This window comes from Enterococcus sp. DIV0236 (assembly GCF_050558525.1).
In the GTDB taxonomy this organism is placed as follows: Bacteria; Bacillota; Bacilli; order Lactobacillales; family Enterococcaceae; genus Enterococcus; species Enterococcus faecalis.
On record NZ_CP187891.1, the window covers coordinates 752728 to 774918 of the forward strand.

Below are 22191 nucleotides of genomic sequence, written 5' to 3' on the forward strand. Positions count from 1 at the left end.
ATGAACGCAAATGTGTATCAACATTTCCGCAAAGATGAACATCCTTTTATTGACACTGTCGGGGATTGGCTAGAGCAAGTGGAGATGCAATACGCGCCTTATTTGACAGACTTTCTTGATCCTAGACAGGCGTATATTTTGGAAACGTTGATTCGACAAAACAGTGATTTATCGTTTACTTTTTATGGTGGTTATGAGCAAGCAGAACGAAAACGCTGCTTGATTTATCCAGCGTATTACATACCAGAAGAGACAGATTTTGGTGTTGTATTATTTGAAATTATTTATCCATCTAAATTTGCGACATTATCTCATGGGAAAATTTTAGGCACCTTGATGAATGTTGGGGTTCGTAGGGAAGCCTTTGGAGATATTATTTCCGATGGTGATAAGTGGCAGGTTTTTATAGCACAAGAAGTAGCTGGCTTCGTTGTTAACCAAGTCGACAAAATTGGTAAAATTACTGTTCGCTTAGAAGAACGGGATTATACACAAATTTTGATACCGAAGGATGGTTGGCAAGAAGAGCGAACGACTATGAGCTCTTTGCGGCTGGATAGTGTGATTTCCGCCGTATTTAATATTTCAAGGCAGCGATCAAAACAATTGATCGAATCTGGTAAAGTAAAAGTCAATTGGACAGAAACGACACGACCAGATTTTGCTTTAGACTTATTAGATATTGTTTCGATACGGGGATTTGGGCGCCTTCAGATTCAAGAATTAGAAGGAAAAACAAAGAAAGAAAAATTTCGTGTCCTCTTAGGGGTATTGAGAAAATAATCTCGAACTTTTGTTTAAGAAAACCATTTTGGCTGTTCATTCAGACGAAGTTGTGTATAATAAAAAAAGTAAGATATTTGCTATTTCAGGATTAGTATGAGAATGTGTTCATAAGGGGTTTTACAAAAATAATCCAAAGAGGTGAAGGAATATGGCATTAACTCCATTAGATATTCAAAACAAAGACTTCTCAACAAAAATGAGAGGCTATAACCAAGACGATGTAGATGACTTTTTAGATCAAGTCACACGTGATTATGAAGATGCATTACAAAAAAATCGTGAACTTGAGAAATCATTAAAACACGCAGAAGAAAAATTACAATACTTCAATGAATTGAAAGATGCATTGAACCAATCAATTATTGTTGCACAAGATACCGCTGATAAAGTGAAATCAAGTGCCAACAAAGAATCAGAAATGATTATCACTTCGGCAGATAACCAAGCCAAAGAAACCTTGGTAGAAGCTGAACGTAAATCAAATGCAATGATTGCAGATGCTGAAGCGAAATCAACACAAATCTTAGCAGAAGCAATTGAACGTGCTCGCCAATTAGCTGGGGAAACAGAAGACTTGAAGAAGAAAACACGTGTCTTCCATCAACGCTTAAGCTTAATGCTTGAAACTCAATTAGAGCAAGTGAAGAGTGAAGAGTGGGAAGAGATTTTAAAGCCTTTTTCTAGTTATGTCGGAGACAAACATACAGCAGTTAAGGAAATTCTTGATGAACAAGACCTTGACAACGAAAATGAAACTGTTGTAAACTCTGAAGAGAACACAGATGCTGTAGTAGAAAAAAAGCCTGTAATTGAAGTCACTGAAGAAACAATTGAAGAAGAATCAAAATAGATAGAACAGAACGTTTAATGTTTATTCTTAGCAGCGAGTCAATGATAGTGAAAGTTTGACAGACACTGGCATTAAACAGATCCTCTATCCTAGATGCAGTTCTGAACACTTGAGTAGGAACTGCCGGATAATTACCGTTATCAATTTCAGAGAAAGTAGGGGCAACTCTACTTTGAATTTGGGTGGTAACACGAGTACTTCGTCCCTTGGGATGGAGTACTCTTTTTTTATCTACTTTTATCAGCTATCGTTCATCTTTAGTATGAACTAACACAATTAAATCGATAAAATGAAAGCGAGGCAAATGCATATGAAAATGAAAGAAACATTGCAATTAGGAAAAACAGCTTTTCCAATGCGTGGGAACTTGCCAAACCGTGAAGCAGAATGGCAAAAAGACTGGGAAGAAAAAGGCTTATATGAACAACGTCAAAAATTAAACGAAGGAAAACCAACCTTTGTTTTACATGATGGCCCTCCGTATGCAAACGGAAATATTCATTTAGGACATTCTTTGAATAAAATCAGTAAAGATATTATTATTCGTTCAAAATCAATGTCTGGTTTCCGTTCTCCTTATGTGCCTGGTTGGGATACCCATGGTTTACCAATTGAGCAAGTGTTAACCAATAAAGGGGTTAAACGTAAAGAAATGACTGTCGCTGAGTATCGCGAAAAATGTAAAGAGTATGCCTTATCACAAGTCGATAAACAACGTAACGATTTTAAACGTTTAGGTGTGTCAGGCGATTGGGAACATCCATACATTACGTTAGATCCAGAGTATGAAGCAGCAGAAATTCGTGTTTTTGGTAAGATGGCAGAAAAAGGCTATATTTATAAAGGCTTAAAACCAATTTATTGGTCTCCTTCAAGTGAATCTTCTTTAGCAGAAGCAGAAATTGAATACAAAGATGTAAAATCACCTTCTATTTACGTAGCTTTTAATGTGGCCGATGGTAAAGGTCTTTTAGATAACGAGACAGCCTTCGTCATCTGGACGACAACCCCTTGGACATTACCAGCCAACTTAGGTATTTCAGTTAATCCTGATTTTACGTATGTTGAAGTGAAGGCAGACGGTCGTAAATTTGTAATTGCTAAAGATTTATTAGCAACAGTTAAAGAAGCGGTTGGTTGGGAAGAAGTAGAAGTCTTGCGAGAATTTTCTGGTGAAAAATTAGATCGTATGACAGCTCAACATCCATTCTATGATCGAACATCACTTGTTATGCTAGGCGACCACGTGACGCTAGATGCTGGGACTGGCTTAGTTCATACCGCACCAGGGCATGGTGAAGATGACTATATCGTTAGCCGTAAATATGATTTACCTGTTATTTCTCCTGTTGACAGCCGTGGGGTCTTTACAGATGAAGCACCTGGTTTTGAAGGAATTTTCTATGACAAAGCGAATCCAATGATTACTGAGTTATTAGAAGAAAAAGGCGCGTTATTAAAATTAGATTTCTTTACGCATAGTTATCCGCATGACTGGCGTACCAAAAAACCAGTTATCTACCGTGCAACGCCACAATGGTTTGCTTCAATCTCTAAATTCCGTCAAGATATTTTAGATGAAGTTGAGAAAGTTGACTGGCTAATTCCTTGGGGAAAAACACGTTTGTATAATATGATTCGTGACCGTGGTGATTGGGTAATTTCTCGCCAAAGAGCGTGGGGTGTGCCATTACCGATCTTCTATGCTGAAAATGGGGAAGCCATCATTACGCCAGAAACAATTGAACATGTAGCGAATTTATTTGCAGAACATGGATCAAATATCTGGTTTATGCGTGAAGCAAAAGAGTTACTACCAGCAGGCTTTACACATCCAGGTTCACCAAATGGCGAGTTTACCAAAGAAACAGATATCATGGACGTTTGGTTTGACTCAGGTTCTTCACATGAAGGAGTTTTACGAGAAAGAGAAGAGTTAACTTTCCCAGCAGATATGTATTTAGAAGGTTCTGACCAATATCGTGGTTGGTTTAACTCAAGTATTACAACAAGTGTTGCTATCAATGGGGTAGCGCCTTATAAATCAATCATTTCTCAAGGAATGGTTCTCGATGGCGAAGGCCGTAAGATGAGTAAATCGTTAGGCAATACTATCTTACCTGAAAAAGTTATCAACCAAATGGGGGCAGATATCTTACGCTTGTGGGTAAGTAGTGTTGACGCGGAAGCCGATGTGCGTGTCTCAATGGATATCTTAAACCAAGTATCTGAAGTGTACCGGAAAATCCGTAATACTATGCGTTTCTTGTTAGCGAATACGAGTGATTTTAATCCAGCTGAGCATACTGTAGCTTATGCTGATTTACGTTCTGTAGATAAATACATGACGGTTCGTTTAAATCAAGTCATTCAAGAAATCCGTGAAAATGGTTATGAAAAATATAATTTCATGCATATTTATCGGACAGTTATGAACTTCTTAACTGTGGATCTATCTTCTTTCTATTTAGACTTTGCGAAAGATGTCGTTTATATTGAAGCTGAAAACGATTATCAACGTCGTTGTATGCAGACTGTTTTCTATCAAACATTGGTTTCGTTAACAAAATTATTGACACCAATTATTCCACATACAGCGGAAGAAATTTGGAGTTTCTTACAAGAAGAAGAAGAGTATGTGCAATTAGCTGAATTCCCAGGTTACGAAACGTTTACTAATGAAGAAGAATTAATGGATACATGGGCAGCCTTTATGGATTTCCGGGACAATGTCTTAAAAGCGTTGGAAGAAGCTCGTCATTCTAAATTAATCGGTAAATCGTTAGAAGCCAAAGTGACCGTTTATCCAAATGAACAAATTCGTCAATTAATGACAGCTGTTGATGCAGATATTGCTCAATTACTAATTGTTTCCGACTTTGAAGTATCAAAAGAAGTAGCACCTAGTGAAGCTGTTCAATTTGAAGACATGGCTATTTTAGTTGAAAAAGCAGAAGGCGAAACGTGTGACCGTTGTCGTTCCGTTCGTCAAGATGTCGGCTCAGATGAAAAATTACCAACACTTTGTGGCCGTTGTGCACACATTGTTGAAGAAAATTATCCAGAAGCGGTTGCTGAAGGATTCGAATAAACAAGAAAAAAGATCCGCTAGTCGTTAACTAGCGGATCTTTTTTGGCTTATTTATTGATCAAGTTGACCGCGGTCACGGTACCAGTTATCTGGTTGCCATTCCCAAGTAAAGCCATCTTTTTCTAATAAGTCGAAGGCAGCTTGCGGGCCCATTGTGCCAGCGGCATAATTAGGGAAAGAAACGTCTGTTTTATCCCAAGCATGTCGAATAATGTCAACAATGCGCCAAGATTGGGCAACTTCGTCCCAATGAGAGAAGTTTGTACTATCGCCATTTAGGCAGTCTAATAGAAGTTTTTCGTATGCTTCTGGACTATTTTCAGTCATTTCAGCACTTTGACGGAAATCAAGTTTCACTGGAGTTGTATTGAACCCTTGACCGATTTCTTTTCCATTTAAGGTTAATGAAAATCCTTCAGTTGGTTGGATATAGATAGTTAAAACATTCGGTGGTAAATCGGTTTTATCGCATTCTTCACACGTATCATCTTTGAAGACATTAATAGGTACTTGTTTAAAGACGATGTTAATGCGTGTGCCTTTTTCAGTTAATCGTTTACCTGTGCGAACATAGAAAGGGACGCCAGACCAACGGAAATTATCAATTAAAAATTTACCAGCAACAAAAGTTTCAGTGGATGAAGTTTCTGTCACATTCGGTTCATCACGATAGGCTGCAAATGTTTGATCAGCTAGCTGACCTTCGCCGTATTGTCCACGCACGAAATTTTGAAGGGCTTCTTCTTCAGAATAAAGGCGGATGGCACGTAAAGCTTTTACTTTTTCAGTCCGAATTTCTTTTTCAGAAAAGGCAACAGGAGGCTCCATAGAAAGCAATGCAACGACTTGTAAAATATGATTTTGAACCATATCTTTTAGTGCGCCACTGTGGTCATAATAGCCGCCACGATCCTCGACACCTAAGCTTTCAGCGAAGGTGATTTGGACATTATCAATGTAACGATTGTTCCATTGTGATTCAAAAATATTATTGGCAAAACGAATGGCTGAAATATTTTGGATCATTTCTTTGCCTAAGTAATGGTCAATTCGGAAAATATCTTGTTCAGGAAATGCAGCACGAATTTCTTCATTTAATTCGTAGGCAGATTCATAATCAGAACCAAATGGCTTTTCGATAATTAGACGATCAAAGCCTTCTTCCGAAATAATATGTTGTGATTTCAAGTGATTAACAATGGTTCCAAAGAATTGAGGAGCCATAGCTAGATAGTAAACATGATTGCCTTCTAAGTGGTATTGTTCATTTAGGCGATCAGATAATTCTTTTAAGGTATTATAATGTTCCGTATCATTCACATTATGTGATTGGTAATAGAAATGACTAGAAAATTCAGTTGCCTCTTCGGCCGTGGGATTTAAGTCTTGAATGGTTTCACGAACGATTTCACGATAGTATTCGTCTGTCCATTCCCGACGTGCGGTACCAATCACCGCAAAACGCTCAGCTAATAATCCTTTTTTATATAAGCGGAACAGGGAAGGATACAATTTACGTTTGGCAAGATCACCTGTCCCCCCGAAAATAGTAAATAATGCTACTTTTTCATTCATTAGTTTTCCTCACTTTCTCTAATCAACGGCTCAACAAAAATTGTGTTTGCTGCTTTAAAGCTGACGGATAGCTCTTTGTTTTCATTATAAATGGTGATCGGTCCTTCATATGCAGCAATTTCTTTAATCGTATATTCTTCTTGAATATTTAAATCAATGGAAACTAAATAATCCAGTAATTCTTTTTCGTCTAAGACACGTGCAATCCGAATTTTTGTGCCAACAGGGTAGTCTGTTAACGTTTGGCGTTTCTCCTCATGAATGGGTTGATTATCTTCGGGAATAACACCACCGTGTGGACAAAATTCTGGATGATTTAAATAATCCGCTAAACGGTTCACAAGCGTCTGTGAAGTAACATGTTCTAAAACTTCTGCCTCTTCGTGCACATCATTCCAAGTGTAATTTAAGTGCTCTACTAAAAAGACTTCCCAGATTCGGTGTTTGCGAATTAACGTACTCGCTTTTTTTAAGCCTTTTTCAGTTAATTGTACCCCTTGATAAGGAGAATGCTCAACCAAATCTTCTTTTACTAACTTTGAAATCATCTCACTAACCGAAGCTGCCGAAACATCGAGTCCAGAAACAATTTGTTTATTATTCACTTTAACTTCGTCGCCACCTAATTCAAAAATTAATTTTAAATAGTCTTCGCGATTTGGTGTCATAGGGGCTCATCCTTTCAAAAAAACATCATCCTAAGTTTATCAGAAAAAGGCGCATTTGACTATTTAATAATATTCAAGTTGTAAGAAAACTTTCTGAATGCTTTTGCAAGGGATGTAAAAAAATAAATCACCCACCACACATACTTCATTTTATGTGTCGTGGGTGATTTATTAATTGTAAATGGCCCGTTCTAGTGTGTAGGTTTCGTCGTCGGCTTCATCGTAAAGCGTCGCAGGGACACCATTTTCACATTGAATGATTAAATGGTAACCTAACTTGTCTAAGATAACTAAGCGTTTAGGGGTTAATTCAACAAGCAAGGCATGCGTTTGTTTGCCATCAATGAAAACATTGAAAGATGAGGTGATTTCTAAGGTGTGTTGCGTGGCTTTCTTCACGTCCACAAACCACCAATGCCCAGTATAGTTGTGTTGAAGCTCCTGTGGGGAAGGGAGCTGTTTATTTTTTTTCCAGAGGATAGAGCCTGCTAATCCAGTAAGTAAAGATGCACCAACCAAGAAAGTCCAATGTTTTTTCAAAGAAATTCCTCCTAACCTTCATTTTCATTTATTCGTCTTCGTTACCTTTATTATATAGAACTTGTCTAAAATATTCGACTAAATCGCTGAGAATTGACAAATATTTAATGATTGACACAAGATAGTAAAATTGTTGGTTTTGGTCTATACTTTTCCTTGTTTTTTTATGGTATAGTGTGTAAGAAAGGAAGTCTGTGTATGAAGTACCCGAATGTCCAACTTGCTTATTTTATCGAACGACCCAATCGGTTTATTGCACACTGTCGTTTAATGGAAACGAATGAAGAAGTGGTCACACATGTCAAAAATACTGGCAGAGGGAAAGAAGTTTTTTTACCAGGTGCTGTTGTGGCGCTTAGTTATCAACCATCGCCTAAAAGAAAAACAGATTACGATTTGATTGCAGTAAAAAAAGGTTCTTTTTGGATTAATATTGATAGCCAAGTACCGAATACATTAGTCAATGAAGCGTTAAAAAATGGTCAAATTGTGCTTCCTGGTTTAGTTGGTACGATCCAAACTGTTAAACGTGAGCAACGATTTGCACATTCAAAATTTGATTTTCTAGTGGAAACGGATGCGGACGAACAAGCTTTTGTCGAAGTGAAAGGCATGACTTTAGAAAATAAAGGCATCGGTGCTTTTCCTGACGCGCCAACACTTCGTGGCTTGAAGCATGTCACTGAACTAATGGCTGCAACTAAAGCGGGTTACCGCTGTTACATTTTGTTTGTGGTCCAATTTGAAGAAATTAAGCAAGCAACGATTCACCAAGAGATGCAACCTGCCTTTGCTGAAAATGTGGGTGCTGCAATTGATCAAGGTGTGCAAGTCCTTGCTTACAATTGCCACGTAACACCAGCAACGATTGAACTTAAGTCACAGGTAACCTTTGATTTATTACAGGCATTTGATGATCCTAATAAATAACTTGAAGAACTCCTAGCGCTTTAAGTCAGGGTAATTACGTGACTTTTGTACGAGAGATTACTATTATAAAGAGAGTAAATAAACAAAAAATGGAGGTTTTTGATTATGATACATTTAGGCGTAATTGGTACCAATTGGATTAGTCATCAATTTGTTGCAGCAGCTTTAGAAACGGGTGCGTATGATTTAACGGCTGTTTATTCTCGGAAACTAGCAACGGCACAAGAATTTGGTTCTCGCTATGGGGATGTGGAATATGCAATTGATTTAGAGACGTTTTTTGGTATTGCACATATGGATACGGTTTATATTGCCTCACCAAATTCATTACATTTTGAACAAGCGAAACAAGCAATTTTAGCGAAAAAAAATGTAATTGTTGAAAAACCAGCTTTTTCAACGCCTGATGAGATGGCAGAAATTATTGAATTAGCGAATAAAAATCGTGTGTATTTCTTTGAAGCGGCCCGTAATATTCATGAGCAAAGTTTCCAAAAAATTGCTGAATTATTGCCATTAAAAAACCAAATTTTAGGTGCGAATTTTACGTATATGAAATATTCTTCTCGCTATGATCAAGTATTAGAAGGCAAAGAGCCAAATATTTTTTCTCCTCATTTTTCTGGGGGAGCCTTAGCAGATTTAGGCGTTTATTTAGTTTATGCAGCCTTAGGCTGGTTTGGCGTACCAAACGAAAGCCATTATTTTGCTAGTAAAATTGCGACAGGTGTCGATGGCTTAGGAACAATTATTTTACGATATGATCAGTTTGACGTGACGTTAAACACTGGGAAAATTAGTGATTCTTTTGCGCCATCCGAAATTTACTTTGAAAACGGGACCTTGATTTTAGATAGTGTCAATGCTATTTCTTCGGCTGAGTACCATGATCGCGCACATGAAGAACGTGATGTCTTAGATATTCAAGTAGCTGATAATCCAATGATTGAAGAAGCCCGTGATTTTGCAGCAGTTTTAAATAACCCAACAGATAAGTATTGGGGCACCAAGTATGAAGAATGGGTTGAGCTTGCTCGAAATGTCAATAAAGTAGTCACTGATTTACGTCATAGTGCCGGCATTATTTTTGATGCTGATAAATAAGAATTAAGCGATAGGAAAGGAACAATATGAGATTTTTAGAACAACTTCCAGAGGCTTGGCAAGAACAGTGGCAAGCTTCTGGCTTTAACGAACCATCAACAATTCAAGAAAAAAGTTTTACGCCCCTTCGCGAAGGAGAAAATGTTTTAGGAATTTCGCCGACAGGAACTGGAAAAACACTTGCTTACATGCTGCCTTTACTCTTAACTGTTGAAAAAGGACAGGGAAATCAATTGTTGATTATTGCTCCGTCTCAAGAATTAGCTATGCAAATTGCTGAAGTTGCTCGGACTTGGGCTAAGCCACTTCAATTAACGGTTCAAACGTTAATCGGCGGGGCAAATGTTTCACGCCAGATTGACAAGTTAAAAAAACGTCCCGAAGTGTTAATCGGAACACCAGGTCGGATTTTAGAGTTAATGAAGAATAAAAAAGTCAAAGCTCAGTTGTTAAAAACAATCGTAATGGATGAAGTTGATCAACTTTTCCAAGAGGAAGAGCTAAGTTTAACCAAGCAAATTTTGACACACACACCAACCGAATACCAACTTGTTTTTTATTCAGCGACTGCTGATCGTGTCGTGAATCAAGCGCAATCTTTAAGCCAAAAATTACAGGTGATTGATGTGACGGAAGAAGATACTTCAGCAGGCCAAGTCGCCCACTACTTTATTCGGTTAGCACCAAGAAAAAAAGCTGATTACTTACGTCGTTTGGCCCATACAGAAGCATTCAGAAGCATGGTCTTTTTCAATCAAGTTGCTGATTTAGGTGCAGCAGAAGAAAAATTAGTTTATGAGAATGTGCCAGCTATTGGTCTGGCTTCAGATCAAAGTAAACAGTTGCGTAAATTGGCGATCGATCAATTTAAAGCAGAACGAGTGAAGTTGTTATTAACCACGGATATTGCGGCACGGGGCTTAGATTTCACAGGGGTCCCTTACGTCGTAAACGTAGATGTTCCTTTAACCGAAGAGAGCTATATTCATCGTTCTGGTCGCGTTGGCCGGATGGGTGCACAAGGGGCAGTGATTACGTTTATCAACGATGGCACCAAAAGGGATTATCAACGTTTGATGAAACAATTGGCCATTCCTTATCAGGAAATCTTTTTATATGATGGTGCACTTCATGAGCAGCCAAAAGCCAAAGATGAACTAGAAAAAAAGAACGTAGCCAAAGATACGTATTCAGAAAAAAAGAGTATGAAAGAAAGAAAACCAGAAACAGTAAATTCTGTTGTCAAAGAACCGCAAGAAACACGCAAAAAGAAGAAAAACAAAAAGAAAAACACGAAAAACAAAGGAGCTCGTAAAGCGAAGAAATAACGCTTTACGAGCTTCAAGCAGAACGTTGTATCGAGGAGGATTCCATGAAATCTCGGAAGGAAGAAATCTTAGCGTTACTTCAAAAAAATGAAACTGGCTTAACGGCAGGAGCGGTAGCAGAACAGTTAATGATTGATCGCAGTAATGCCAGCCGTTATTTAAATGAATTATTCAAAGAAAAGAAAATTACTAGAAGTACTGGACGTCCTGTTATCTATTCAGTGCCAACAATCAATGAAGGAGAACAAGTCCATGTAGATGAGTCCACCTCTGTTAGTTTTGACACATTAGTAGGTGCCAATGATTCTTTAAAAGTGAGTATTCAGCAGGCCAAGGCGGCTATTTTATATCCACCAAGAGGTTTGCATACGATTATTTTTGGGAAAACAGGAACAGGGAAATCTCTTTTTGCTGAATGTATGTACCGTTTTGCCATTGATTCAAAAACCTTAGATGAAGATGCCCCTTTTGTCTCTTTTAATTGTGCTGATTATGCACAAAACCCACAATTATTATTTGGTCATATCTTTGGCGTAAAAAAAGGCGCCTATACTGGTGCGAATGAAGATAGTCCAGGCTTAATGGCAAAAGCAGATGGCGGGATTCTCTTTTTAGATGAAATTCATCGTTTACCGCCAGAAGGTCAAGAAATGCTCTTTACGTTTATTGATAAAGGCGTGTACCGTCCATTAGGAGAAAGTGGCCAAACCTATGAAGCCTCTGTTCAAATTATTGGTGCGACAACGGAATCCTCAGAAAACTTTTTAACCACTTTTAATCGGCGGATTCCGATGTCGATTACATTACCATCTTTAGATGCACGGACGCTAGATGAGCGTTATGCCATCATTTCGTTATTTATTCAGCAAGAGGCAACACGTTTGGGCCAACAAATTGATATCGAACGCGAAGCAGTTTTGGCGTTCATGTTATACGATGCAGAAGGAAATATTGGTCAGGTGAAGCGGGACTTAAAATTAGTTTGTGCTAAGTCATTTCTTTATTATCGGACGCACAATTTAGAACATTTGGTTATCCGTAAACGGGATTTGTCGTTACCTGTCCAAAAAGGATTATTAAAAATTAAAGAAGTACCTGAGCGCTTGGATCAATTTGTCGACAGTAAAAGTAATTATTTATCTTTCCAACCAGGTACCAACAAAATTGTTTGGTCGCAAGATCCAGCTAGAGACATGCAAGTTTACAATGAAATCGAAGAAAAAGTTGCTGACTTGTCTGAAGCTGACTTAGAAAATGTTGATTTAGAAGAATTGATTTCTAAAGATATGAATGCGTATTTTAAAAATTATGTCGAAGAATTAACCCAACATTCTTTACATAAGGAGTTATTACCAGAAGCTATTTGGGACTTAACGAATCGTCTTTATGATATCGCAGAAGAGCGTTTGGAACACACGTACAATGAAACAGCACGCTTTGCCTTTGCGCTTCATTTACAAAGTACGATTGAACGTGTCAAAGAAGGTCACGTGATTGTCCATCCTGATTTAAATAATGTCCGTAAAAACATGAAAAAAGAATTTCAAGTAGCCTTAGATTTATCTTCTATTATTGAAGAAGAGAACAACATAGAGATTCCTTTCGATGAAATTGGCTTTATTAGTATGTTTTTATCTATTAATGTCGGTAAAGAAGAAAGAACTCCAGAAAATAATGTTGGTGTGTTCGTCTTAATGCATGGGGATTCTACTGCCTCAAGTATGTTGAAAACCGCCCAAGAACTTTTAGGAACATCAATCGGAACAGCGATGAATATGCCGTTAACGATGGAAGTTCAAACAATGTATGAACAATTACGAAACCAAGTAATTACGCAAAAAGAATCGTTAAATAATGGGATTTTATTACTGACGGATATGGGTTCATTAAATTCGTTTGGAAATATGTTGTTTGAAGAAACAGGTATCCGAACGAAGGCGATTACAATGACGAGCACAATGATTGTCTTAGAAGCTATTCGAATGGCAAGCGTGGGACGAAGCTTAGAGGACATTTACCAAAATATTCAACTTTCTTTTGAAAGCGTTGTGAGAGAACAATTTCGCTCTAGTCTGCAAAAACGTCAAAATGTTAAAAAAGCAGTAATCGTGACGTGCTTTACTGGAGAAGGGGTCGCCGCAAAACTATACCAACGAATCTTACCCGTTATTGATGAAACAAAAGTGGAACTGATTCAAATGCAATTTATTGAACGAGAAACGTTTAAAAAGCATATCGACAACTTGATGGAAGAATATGAAATTAAGGCCATTGCGGGAACTGTGGATGTTGAATATCAAAATATTCCCTTCTTTTCCGTCTATGATATTTTTGATGATGAAAAATTAAATGTACTGAAACGGATTGCTAGTGATGAAGTGGCGATTGATACAATTGTTCATTCACTAAGTGGCGTTATTACTTCTGTGGACTCCTTACAAAAATTAATTCTCATGTTACAAAAAACAGTTCATCAAATACAAACAGACATGCATATTATTGTTGAACCAGGGGTGGATGCCGGAATCATGATTCATTTGGCTTTTCTGGTAGATGCTTTAATTAAAGGAGAAGAAGCAAGAACTTTTCCAAACTTAGCGGAATATGTTAAAACACATCGTTTAGAAATCGATGTCGTACGCACGAATTTTATGTTAATTGAACGGGCGTATCGTGTGACGATCCCGGAAGCAGAAGTTGCGCATGTTACCCAAATGTTTTTAGAAAATGAAATTAAAAGTAAACAATAATAAATAAAAAAAACATCAAGAAATGAGAAAACGCTCTCTTTTTTCTTGATGTTTTCTTTTTGTAAGTTACACACAATTTCATGTGTGTAAGCGTTTTCTTCTAGTGTGTGCACGCTTTTTTTGATGACAAAAGCTGTTATATCAGTATTTTAATGAGGAAAAAACTTGGCACAATTATTGCTATAAATAAAGTGTATAACGTCATAACTTTTAAGGAGATGAAGAAAAAATGGCAAAAAAAACAATTATGTTAGTTTGTTCCGCAGGAATGAGCACAAGTTTATTAGTAACAAAAATGCAAAAAGCAGCAGAAGATCGTGGCATGGAAGCAGACATCTTTGCAGTATCGGCTTCTGAAGCAGATACAAACTTGGAAAATAAAGAGGTGAATGTTTTACTTTTAGGTCCACAAGTTCGTTTCATGAAAGGGCAATTTGAACAAAAATTACAACCAAAAGGGATTCCTTTAGATGTAATTAACATGGCAGATTATGGCATGATGAATGGCGAAAAAGTTTTAGATCAAGCAATCTCATTAATGGGATAAGGAATTAAAACGTTTAAGAAAAGTGAATAGCAAACAAGGATAGTGCATGTTACCAAAGGTTTTATTTTGTACGCTCGATTCATTCGTTTAATGAGGCTACTGCCTTTTTAATAAATATAAATGGATACAGGAGGAATAAAAATGAACGGATTAATGGCATGGATGGAAAAATATATCTTACCAACTGCCGCAAAAATTGGTGCACAGAAACATCTGGTGGCACTAAGGGATGCTTTTATTGGTACATTACCTGCGACAATGGCTGGATCAGTCGCCGTAATGATTAACGCAATTATTCGAGATCTTCCCCAAGAGTTTGTCTCAACTTATGCGGCAAGTTTGGAAGCAGACAAAGGTATTTTTGCAGTATTGAATGTCATCATTGGGATTAATGGTTTTGTTTGGAATGGTACATTGGCTATCGCTGGTTTGATTTTCGCTTTTTCTTGGGGCTATAACTTAGCGAAAGCATACAATGTGAATGAGCTAGCTGGTGGGATTGTCAGTTTAGCTACCTTAATTTCAGGTGTTGCTTTTGCACCAAATAACACAGCTGAATTAGCTGTGAAAGTGCCAGAAAAGATTGCCAACGCAATTAATGGGGCAGAAATTGGTGCGTCAATTGCTAATAATCAATTGACTGTCAATCCATGGGGTTGGTTAAATCTCAACCATCTAAATGGTAACGCTTTCTTTACGGTGATGATTATGGGCGCTTTATCAACCATTATTTTTTGTAAATTAATGCAAGCGGATTTAACAATAAAAATGCCTGATTCTGTTCCACCAGCAGTTTCAAAAGCGTTTGCGGCAATTTTACCAGCAACAATCGCGTTGTATGTCGTAGCGATTATTAACTTTACGGTGTCAAAACTTTCAGGCGGTCAATTATTAATTGACTTAATTCAAAAATATATCGCGGAACCGTTCCTTGGGTTATCACAAGGACTAGGAGCTGTGTTAATCGTAACAGTTTTTGTTCAAATTTTCTGGTTCTTTGGTATTCACGGTCCAAACGTTTTGGCACCAGTTCTTGAAGGAATTTGGGGACAAGCACAATTAATCAATATTGATATTTTCCAAAAAGGTTATGAAGGAAAAACAGGAACAGCTGCGGTTTTAGCCGCTATTGACGACGGTAAAGCCTACATGTGGGTCCGTGGTTCGTTTGATGCTTTTGCTTGGTTTGGTGGTTCAGGCGGTACAATTGTCCTAATTATTGCAATCTTGTTATTCTCCAAACGAGCAGATTATTTAACAGTCGGTAAATTATCATTAGGACCTGGGATCTTTAATATCAATGAACCGATTATGTTTGGTTTACCAGTTGTTCTGAATCCAATTATGTTTATTCCATTTGTAATTGCGCCATTAGTTGCTACTACAATTGGCTGGGTTGCAACGTATCTTGGGCTAGTCGCCCCAGTTTCTCAACAAGTCGCATGGGTGACACCGCCGTTGCTATTATCTTTCTTAGCGACAGGTGCCGACTGGCGCGCACCAATCGTAGCGTTGGTATGTATGGTAGTCACTTTCTTGATTTGGACACCGTTTGTTATCGCTGCTAACAAAATGGATCCTGCATTAGGCGAAAGAGAGCAATAAGCAATAAAAACAGCAATTACTTGTATAGAAAGGAGCAAGCGGCATGATTTCGATTGCAAGTGCAATGAAGCAAGAGGAAATTATTACTTTATTAGAGGCATATCAAGGGGAAAATGAAACATTTACTTTTAAAGAAAAGAATGGTATTAAGTTATTTTTTGAAGTTGAAGGAGACCCTGAAACTGCTGCACAAGTTGCAAAACAGCTGATTAAGGAACAACCTTGGGGTGGCGTTTTATACTTCCAAGCAACGGTAGTCTAAAAAGATAGGATGGATGAAAATGATTAGAAATGGATTATTTTTATGTAGTATTGGCTTCTTGATTGTTTTGTATTCGTTGAATCCCAGCTCCTTAAACTATGATTTATTAAGTCTGACAACGGGGATTTTTTTCATTGGACTTGGTGGTTACCTGTTTTTTAAAGGAAAAAAAGTTGCTGAAGAAGAGGCGACAAAGGATGAGGTGAAACGGTAATGGAAATTACGAAAACATTAACTATTTCAGCAGATGAATTTTACACGCAATTAATGAATTCTGTTATTTTTGATATCCGTAAGCAAACAGGCAAAACTCTTACAAGAAAGCAGTTGCGTAAGTTTGAATACATCAAAGAATATAGTAAAAATAGTCGCGCGAAAATAGTTATTGAAGAAGCTGTAGAAAATAAGACCTATCAATTTCGAACATCCACAACTAAAAATGATTTCTCGGTGCGGTATGAGCTCCAGCCAATTGATGAAAAAAGCTGTGAACTGCGTTATACAGAAACAATGGTTTCTTATGGGGCGTTACAAAAACTGAATGATGCAGTATTAGGTATCTTTTTAAGTTATTTTAAAAAGAAACAGTTTTATAAAATGCTTAAAATGATGGAAACTGCTTAAAGGGAAAAAGTGGCTTTTGTCCAGTTGATTCTCTTCAGCTTTAGAAAGTGAGCGATGAGTCGTTTCGACTTATCGCTCACTTTCTTTTGTTGCCCTATTATTTTGGAAACGCACACAAAAAAGCTGTGTGTAATCGTTTTATTTTTAGTGTGTACACGCTTTCTATGTTGAAAAACGTTGTCATATCAAGGTTTTCAATGTGTTAAAACTTGGCACGCTTCTTGCTTATATAAAGGTGTAAAGCAAAACAAAGAGAATTTAGGAGATGAAGGAAAATGGCAAAAAAAACAATTATGTTAGTTTGTTCCGCAGGAATGAGCACAAGTTTATTAGTAACAAAAATGCAAAAAGCAGCAGAAGATCGTGGCATGGAAGCAGACATCTTTGCAGTATCGGCTTCTGAAGCAGATACAAACTTGGAAAATAAAGAGGTAAATGTTTTATTATTAGGCCCACAAGTTCGTTTCATGAAAGGGCAATTTGAACAAAAATTACAACCAAAAGGGATTCCTTTAGATGTCATTAACATGGCGGACTATGGCATGATGAATGGCGAAAAAGTTTTAGATCAAGCAATTTCATTAATGGGATCATCAAACTAGAGCAGAAAATGGGGTAGAGGTAATGGACGGACAACAGAACTTAGAAGCAATCATGGGTTTAATCATGTATGGCGGAAATGCTAAAAGCGATGCAATGGAAGCGATTGCCGCAGCAAAATCGGGGGATTTTGAATTAGCAGACAAAAAAATTGCAGATGCAGAAGAATCACTTGTACATGCACATCATTCGCAAACAGGAATGTTAACAGAAGAAGCAAAAGGCAATAACATGCAAGTAACATTGTTAACAGTGCACAGTCAAGATCATTTAATGACTGCGATTGCATTTACAGATTTAGCAAAAGAAATTATCGATCTTTATCGCCGTATTGATAACGAGTAATCTCGTTGTCAATGCGTCTTATAAGAAAAACGCGCTTGAGAAAGCGTTAATTAGGAGGAATAACAATGGACGGATTTGTTCAATGGATGGAGAAACACTTTATGCCGAAAGCGTCAGTTATCGCAGCGCAACGGCACTTGGTAGCAATTCGTGACGCGTTTGTCGTAACGATGCCATTAATGATTTTAGGGGCTTTGGCGGTATTAATTAATAATATTCCAATTCCAGGATATGAGGACTTTTTAAACAAAATTTTCCCAATGATGTATAACGATGCACCAATTTGGAAAAGCTTTGGTGGTAACATTTGGAACGGTACATTCGCAATCTTTGCCGTTTTAGTAGCCTTTTTAGTAGCACACAATTTAGTTAAATCTTATGGAAAAGACGGCATTGCAGCCGGTACAGTTTCTGTAGCTTCATTCTTCGCAGTTGGCGGCTTAGAAGGCATGGGCGCAACTGGATTATTTATTGCTTTGATTATTGCACTTATTTCAGGAGAACTATTCCAACGTTTATCTGGCAATCCTAAATTAGTTATCAAAATGCCTGATGGTGTACCACCAGCAGTAGCAAAATCATTTGCGGCATTATTACCAGCAATGATTACAATCAGTTTATTTAGTTTAATCACATCAATTCTATTTGCTTTAGGAATTGACAATATCGTTATTTCATTCTATGAAGCAGTTCAACAACCATTTATGGGACTTGCAAACAGCTACCCATCAGCATTATTGTTAGCTTTCATTACACCATTCTTGTGGTTCTTTGGTTTACATGGTGCCAACATGGTTGACCCATTAATGCAAACAATCAACGTACCAGCGATTGATGCGAACATTAAAGCTTTAGAAGCAGGTAAAGCAATTCCTTATATTGTAAACAAACCTTTCTTTGATTCATTTGTAAACTTAGGTGGAACAGGAGCAACATTAGGTCTGTTAATTGCTATCTTTATCGTAGGTCGTCGTAACAAACCATACAAAGTCATTACAAACTTAAGTTTAGCACCAGGACTATTTAATATTAATGAACCAGTCATGTTCGGTTTACCAATTGTTTTAAACCCAATTATGTTTATCCCATTCATTTTAGTCCCAATGGTTCTTGTAACTGTTGCGTATGTGGCGACAGCAACTGGTTTAGTACCAGCTGCAACCTTTATGCCACCTTGGGTAACACCACCAATTATTGGCGGATTTTTAGCAACGAAGAGTATCGCCGGCGGAGTTTTAGCAGCTGTTAACTTATTGATTTCTATTTTGATCTACATGCCTTTCGTAAAAGTAGCAACAGATCAATACTTGAAACAAGAAGCAGCCGCAGAAGCAGCCGAGTAAAAAAACGAAGGATTGAATCGTCCGGACTCTTACGGAGGGTTCAATCCTTTTTTTAATGATTAAATCGTAAAGGAGCAAATAACATGAAATATCAATTTCCAGAAAATTTTTGGTGGGGTTCTGCAGCCAGCGGTCCTCAAACAGAAGGCGTTTTTGAAGGTGATGGTAAAGGTCAAAATATTTGGGATTTTTGGTATCAAGAAGCGCCAGAAAAATTTTTTCAACAAGTCGGTCCAGATAAGACCTCACAATTTTATAAAAAATACCAAGAAGATATTCAGTTAATGAAAGAAACGGGACATAACTCTTTTCGAACATCCATTCAATGGAGCCGTTTAATTCCAGATCCTACAACAGGAAAAGTCAATCAAACAGCAGTTGATTTTTATAATCAAGTGATTGATGATTTATTAGAACAAGGGATTGAGCCCTTTATGAACTTGTATCATTTTGATATGCCGATGGTACTTCAAGAAAAAGGCGGTTGGGAAAGCCGTGAAGTGGTTGATTTGTATGTTGACTTTGCCAAAACCTGTTTTGAATTGTTTGGCGATCGCGTGAAAAAATGGTTTACGCACAATGAACCAATTGTACCAGTTGAAGGTGGTTATCTCTATGGCTGGCATTATCCTGATAAAGTGAATCTAAAAGAAGGGATTCAAGTACTCTATCATGAAGCTTTAGCTAGTGCCAAAGCGATTGCCGTCTATCACTCTATGAACTTATCAGGTGAAATTGGCATTATTTTAAACTTAACGCCGACTTATCCTCGTGATGAGCACAACGAAGCCGATGTAAATGCGGCTAAATTTGTCGATGGTTTCTTTAACCGTTCGTTTTTAGACCCGGCTGTTAAAGGTCATTTTCCAGAAGATATGGTTGCTTGGGCGAAAGCAAATGACTTGTTGCCAGAAACAACACCAGAAGATTTAGCAATAATTGCTGAAAATACTGTGGACTTATTAGGAGTAAACTACTATCAACCACGTCGTGCCAAAGCAAAAGAAACACCTGTTGAAACACGACCAGAAGGCTTACTTCCAGAAGATTTTTATGATGTCTACGATATGCCTGGCAAAAAAATGAATCCTTACCGTGGCTGGGAAATCTACGAAAAAGGTATTTATGATACATTAATGAATTTAAAAGAAAATTATGGCAACATTCGCTGCTACATTTCAGAAAATGGCATGGGCGTAGAAGGAGAAGAACGCTTTGTCAATGAACAAGGAGTCATTGAAGATGATTATCGGATTGAATTCGTGCAAGATCACTTGAAATGGGTGCATCAAGCGATTCAAGAAGGTAGTAATGTTCAAGGATATCATATGTGGACGTGTATGGATAACTGGTCTTGGCTCAATGCCTATAAAAATCGTTATGGCTTCATCGCTGTGGATTTAGATGATGATGCGAAACGGACCATTAAGAAAAGCGGTCGTTGGTTCAAAGAAATGACAGCAAATAACGGCTTTTAGAAAGAGAACCGTTTCTGTGATAAAATGAATTGATACAATGTGCGAGGAGGAAAGAAAATGACAACTAAAAGAGTCAAAAAAATGGGCAAAGAAGAAATGAAAGAGATGTTTGATCTTGTCATCTATGCTTTTAATCAGGAACCCACGGCGGAACGCCAAGAACGTTTTGAAAAATTGTTGTCACATACGCAAAGCTATGGCTTCCTAATTGATGAGCAATTAACAAGTCAAGTGATGGCGACACCTTTTCAAGTGAATTTCCATGGTGTCCGCTATCCCATGGCTGGAATTGGCTATGTGGCTTCTTATCCAGAATATCGTGGTGAAGGCGGCATCTCTGCTATTATGAAAGAAATGTTGGCTGATTTAGCGAAACAAAAGGTTGCCCTTTCTTACTTAGCACCGTTTTCATATCCATTTTATCGTCAATATGGCTATGAACAAACATTTGAACAAGCAGAGTATACAATTAAAACGGAAGATTGGCCACGTGTTAAACGAGTTCCGGGTACCATTAAACGAGTTTCTTGGGCTGACGGTAAAGAGGTCATTAAAGACGTATACCTTGAAAATCAAAGAGCGCACTCTGGTGGTGTGATCCGTGAAACTTGGTGGCTGGATTATACGCTGAATCGTGCAAGTAAACCAAATAATCAAGCGATTTATTATTCGTCAGAAGGGAAAGCGGAAGGCTATGTGATTTATCGGATAGCTGCTGGCACCTTTGAAATCGTAGAATGGAACTATTTAACTAATACAGCTTTTAAAGCTTTAGCTGGGTTTATTGGCTCACATAGTGGTTCCGTTCAATCGTTCCATTGGATTAATGGTTTTGCTGGAAAAGATTTAAATGATTTAATGCCAACGCCAGCAGCTTCTGTAAAAATTTTACCTTACATGATGGCACGAATCGTTGAGTTACAAACATTTCTGGAAAAGTATCCATTTCAATCAGGAGAAAAAGAAACGTATTCTTTAGAGATTGAAGATTCCTATGGGCCATGGAATGAAGGCATTTGGACAATCACAATTGACGAACAAGGAAAAGCAACAGTGACTAAAGGTGCTGTGGAAAAAGAAGGGACTGCTGCTTTGAAAGCAGATATCCAAACGTGGACGCAACTATTCTTGGGCTATCGTTCAGCAGAAACGTTATCTTTTTATGAACGCTTGCAAGGAGATGCAACGACAGTTCAACGTTTAGGCCAACGTTTAGTCAAAGACATGCCAATTTTAGAAGATTATTTTTAAAAGTGTGTTTATTCGCAAAAAATGACAGAACCTACTATAATAAAAATGTAAAAAGAATTATTTTAGAAAGGTGATGGGGACAATGGCGAAAACGAAACAAGAAAAAGTTGCACGCAATAATAAAATTGGGCAATATATAGCTATTGCGACAGGACTTTATTATTTAGGAAAAATGATTCTTGATCGGCGGCAAAAAAAATAATAGATAAACGAACGACGTGTTTCACTGAAAGAAAGTATCTCGCATAATTGTTTATGCGGGATACTTTCTTTTTGTCTATTGACAGATGTAGTGAAGACTTCTAAAATTAAAACAGATTGTTCTCGTAGCTCAGTAGGATAGAGCAACCGCCTCCTAAGCGGTAGGTCGCTGGTTCAATTCCAGTCGGGAACGTAAAAAACACCTTTCAAATGTTGATTTGATAGGTGTTTTGTTTTATTTGTGCCAAAAATTTTAGAATTCTATTTTTCTTTACAAAACAGAATTGCTATATTATAGTGATTTCGAACACAG

Annotated in this window: 20 protein-coding genes and 1 tRNA gene; 18 read left to right on the forward strand and 3 right to left on the reverse strand. The window is 37.6% G+C overall.

What is annotated here, in order from left to right:
- The 3 genes from IGK27_RS03675 to ileS all read left to right on the forward strand — a co-directional run bounded on the left by IGK27_RS03675 (position 1) and on the right by ileS (position 4727).
- Positions 1-783, forward strand: coding sequence for an RNA-binding protein (locus IGK27_RS03675; RefSeq protein ID WP_002355903.1), 783 nt, complete (start codon positions 1-3; stop codon positions 781-783).
- Positions 784-934: 151 nt separating this feature from the next.
- Positions 935-1636 (forward strand): cell division protein DivIVA, encoded by a 702-nt coding sequence (gene divIVA / locus IGK27_RS03680; RefSeq protein WP_002355904.1) that lies wholly within the window; start codon positions 935-937, stop codon positions 1634-1636.
- Between the two features lie 310 nt (positions 1637-1946).
- The gene (gene ileS, locus IGK27_RS03685) at positions 1947-4727 is read left to right on the forward strand and encodes an isoleucine--tRNA ligase (protein ID WP_002387984.1); all 2781 of its coding nucleotides are present in this window, start codon (positions 1947-1949) and stop codon (positions 4725-4727) included.
- A gap of 51 nt (positions 4728-4778) precedes the next feature.
- On the opposite strand, the gene zwf is transcribed toward ileS, so the two are convergent.
- From zwf to IGK27_RS03700, 3 genes are all read right to left on the reverse strand, one after another.
- Positions 4779-6302 carry a glucose-6-phosphate dehydrogenase gene (gene zwf / locus IGK27_RS03690; RefSeq protein ID WP_010818306.1) on the reverse strand — a complete coding sequence of 508 codons (1524 nt, stop codon included), beginning with the start codon at positions 6300-6302 and terminating at the stop codon, positions 4779-4781.
- Positions 6302-6970, reverse strand: coding sequence for a metal-dependent transcriptional regulator (locus IGK27_RS03695; protein WP_002358896.1), 669 nt, complete (start codon positions 6968-6970; stop codon positions 6302-6304). The genes zwf and IGK27_RS03695 overlap by 1 nt, the downstream gene beginning before the upstream one ends.
- Positions 6971-7141: 171 nt before the next feature.
- Positions 7142-7510: a DUF4828 domain-containing protein gene (locus IGK27_RS03700; protein ID WP_002355908.1), complete on the reverse strand. Its 369-nt coding sequence runs from the start codon at positions 7508-7510 to the stop codon at positions 7142-7144.
- Positions 7511-7708: 198 nt separating this feature from the next.
- Between IGK27_RS03700 and sfsA the strand changes: the two genes are divergently transcribed.
- The 15 genes from sfsA to IGK27_RS03775 all read left to right on the forward strand — a co-directional run bounded on the left by sfsA (position 7709) and on the right by IGK27_RS03775 (position 22071).
- Positions 7709-8440, forward strand: coding sequence for a DNA/RNA nuclease SfsA (sfsA, locus tag IGK27_RS03705; protein ID WP_002361411.1), 732 nt, complete (start codon positions 7709-7711; stop codon positions 8438-8440).
- Positions 8441-8545: 105 nt separating this feature from the next.
- A complete protein-coding gene (locus tag IGK27_RS03710; protein ID WP_002355910.1) occupies positions 8546-9544 on the forward strand; it encodes a Gfo/Idh/MocA family protein in 999 nt (332 codons plus the stop codon).
- Between the two features lie 26 nt (positions 9545-9570).
- Entirely contained in the window at positions 9571-10872 is a 1302-nt protein-coding gene (locus IGK27_RS03715; RefSeq protein WP_002361413.1) for a DEAD/DEAH box helicase, read from the forward strand.
- Positions 10873-10916: 44 nt separating this feature from the next.
- The gene (locus IGK27_RS03720; protein WP_002355912.1) at positions 10917-13622 is read left to right on the forward strand and encodes a sigma 54-interacting transcriptional regulator; all 2706 of its coding nucleotides are present in this window, start codon (positions 10917-10919) and stop codon (positions 13620-13622) included.
- A gap of 229 nt (positions 13623-13851) precedes the next feature.
- Positions 13852-14169: a PTS sugar transporter subunit IIB gene (locus IGK27_RS03725; RefSeq protein ID WP_002355913.1), complete on the forward strand. Its 318-nt coding sequence runs from the start codon at positions 13852-13854 to the stop codon at positions 14167-14169.
- Positions 14170-14310: 141 nt separating this feature from the next.
- A complete protein-coding gene (locus IGK27_RS03730; RefSeq protein ID WP_002369870.1) occupies positions 14311-15774 on the forward strand; it encodes a PTS sugar transporter subunit IIC in 1464 nt (487 codons plus the stop codon).
- Positions 15775-15817: 43 nt separating this feature from the next.
- Positions 15818-16036 (forward strand): hypothetical protein, encoded by a 219-nt coding sequence (locus tag IGK27_RS03735; protein WP_002355915.1) that lies wholly within the window; start codon positions 15818-15820, stop codon positions 16034-16036.
- Between the two features lie 13 nt (positions 16037-16049).
- Positions 16050-16250, forward strand: coding sequence for a DUF3188 domain-containing protein (locus IGK27_RS03740; RefSeq protein ID WP_002355916.1), 201 nt, complete (start codon positions 16050-16052; stop codon positions 16248-16250).
- Complete coding sequence (locus tag IGK27_RS03745) at positions 16250-16660, forward strand: DUF3284 domain-containing protein (RefSeq protein ID WP_002355917.1); 411 nt, start codon at positions 16250-16252, stop codon at positions 16658-16660. Before IGK27_RS03740 ends, IGK27_RS03745 begins: the two co-directional genes overlap by 1 nt.
- Before the next feature lie 275 nt (positions 16661-16935).
- Complete coding sequence (locus IGK27_RS03750; RefSeq protein ID WP_002355918.1) at positions 16936-17262, forward strand: PTS sugar transporter subunit IIB; 327 nt, start codon at positions 16936-16938, stop codon at positions 17260-17262.
- A 22-nt stretch (positions 17263-17284) separates the two neighbouring features.
- Entirely contained in the window at positions 17285-17605 is a 321-nt protein-coding gene (locus IGK27_RS03755) for a PTS lactose/cellobiose transporter subunit IIA (protein WP_002355919.1), read from the forward strand.
- A gap of 65 nt (positions 17606-17670) precedes the next feature.
- The gene (locus IGK27_RS03760; RefSeq protein WP_002355920.1) at positions 17671-18948 is read left to right on the forward strand and encodes a PTS sugar transporter subunit IIC; all 1278 of its coding nucleotides are present in this window, start codon (positions 17671-17673) and stop codon (positions 18946-18948) included.
- Positions 18949-19031: 83 nt separating this feature from the next.
- Positions 19032-20426 (forward strand): glycoside hydrolase family 1 protein, encoded by a 1395-nt coding sequence (locus IGK27_RS03765; protein ID WP_002364647.1) that lies wholly within the window; start codon positions 19032-19034, stop codon positions 20424-20426.
- Positions 20427-20483: 57 nt separating this feature from the next.
- Positions 20484-21677, forward strand: coding sequence for a GNAT family N-acetyltransferase (locus IGK27_RS03770; protein ID WP_033626699.1), 1194 nt, complete (start codon positions 20484-20486; stop codon positions 21675-21677).
- 320 nt (positions 21678-21997) lie between these two features.
- Positions 21998-22071 (forward strand) — tRNA-Arg (locus IGK27_RS03775).
- Positions 22072-22191: the final 120 nt, after the last annotated feature.

What these genes read in the sequence shown, in the direction of transcription:
- divIVA (WP_002355904.1), top strand. Translation starts at nt 935, where the DNA reads ATGGCATTAACTCCATTAGATATTCAAAACAAAGACTTCTCAACAAAA.
- IGK27_RS03770 (WP_033626699.1), top strand. Translation starts at nt 20,484, where the DNA reads ATGACAACTAAAAGAGTCAAAAAAATGGGCAAAGAAGAAATGAAAGAG.
- IGK27_RS03725 (WP_002355913.1), top strand. Translation starts at nt 13,852, where the DNA reads ATGGCAAAAAAAACAATTATGTTAGTTTGTTCCGCAGGAATGAGCACA.
- IGK27_RS03765 (WP_002364647.1), top strand. Translation starts at nt 19,032, where the DNA reads ATGAAATATCAATTTCCAGAAAATTTTTGGTGGGGTTCTGCAGCCAGC.
- IGK27_RS03740 (WP_002355916.1), top strand. Translation starts at nt 16,050, where the DNA reads ATGAAAATGATTAGAAATGGATTATTTTTATGTAGTATTGGCTTCTTG.
- IGK27_RS03760 (WP_002355920.1), top strand. Translation starts at nt 17,671, where the DNA reads ATGGACGGATTTGTTCAATGGATGGAGAAACACTTTATGCCGAAAGCG.
- IGK27_RS03745 (WP_002355917.1), top strand. Translation starts at nt 16,250, where the DNA reads ATGGAAATTACGAAAACATTAACTATTTCAGCAGATGAATTTTACACG.
- IGK27_RS03675 (WP_002355903.1), top strand. Translation starts at nt 1, where the DNA reads ATGAACGCAAATGTGTATCAACATTTCCGCAAAGATGAACATCCTTTT.
- IGK27_RS03755 (WP_002355919.1), top strand. Translation starts at nt 17,285, where the DNA reads ATGGACGGACAACAGAACTTAGAAGCAATCATGGGTTTAATCATGTAT.
- IGK27_RS03710 (WP_002355910.1), top strand. Translation starts at nt 8,546, where the DNA reads ATGATACATTTAGGCGTAATTGGTACCAATTGGATTAGTCATCAATTT.
- IGK27_RS03730 (WP_002369870.1), top strand. Translation starts at nt 14,311, where the DNA reads ATGAACGGATTAATGGCATGGATGGAAAAATATATCTTACCAACTGCC.
- IGK27_RS03715 (WP_002361413.1), top strand. Translation starts at nt 9,571, where the DNA reads ATGAGATTTTTAGAACAACTTCCAGAGGCTTGGCAAGAACAGTGGCAA.
- IGK27_RS03720 (WP_002355912.1), top strand. Translation starts at nt 10,917, where the DNA reads ATGAAATCTCGGAAGGAAGAAATCTTAGCGTTACTTCAAAAAAATGAA.
- IGK27_RS03735 (WP_002355915.1), top strand. Translation starts at nt 15,818, where the DNA reads ATGATTTCGATTGCAAGTGCAATGAAGCAAGAGGAAATTATTACTTTA.
- zwf (WP_010818306.1), bottom strand. Translation starts at nt 6,302, where the DNA reads ATGAATGAAAAAGTAGCATTATTTACTATTTTCGGGGGGACAGGTGAT.
- IGK27_RS03695 (WP_002358896.1), bottom strand. Translation starts at nt 6,970, where the DNA reads ATGACACCAAATCGCGAAGACTATTTAAAATTAATTTTTGAATTAGGT.
- IGK27_RS03750 (WP_002355918.1), top strand. Translation starts at nt 16,936, where the DNA reads ATGGCAAAAAAAACAATTATGTTAGTTTGTTCCGCAGGAATGAGCACA.
- ileS (WP_002387984.1), top strand. Translation starts at nt 1,947, where the DNA reads ATGAAAATGAAAGAAACATTGCAATTAGGAAAAACAGCTTTTCCAATG.
- sfsA (WP_002361411.1), top strand. Translation starts at nt 7,709, where the DNA reads ATGAAGTACCCGAATGTCCAACTTGCTTATTTTATCGAACGACCCAAT.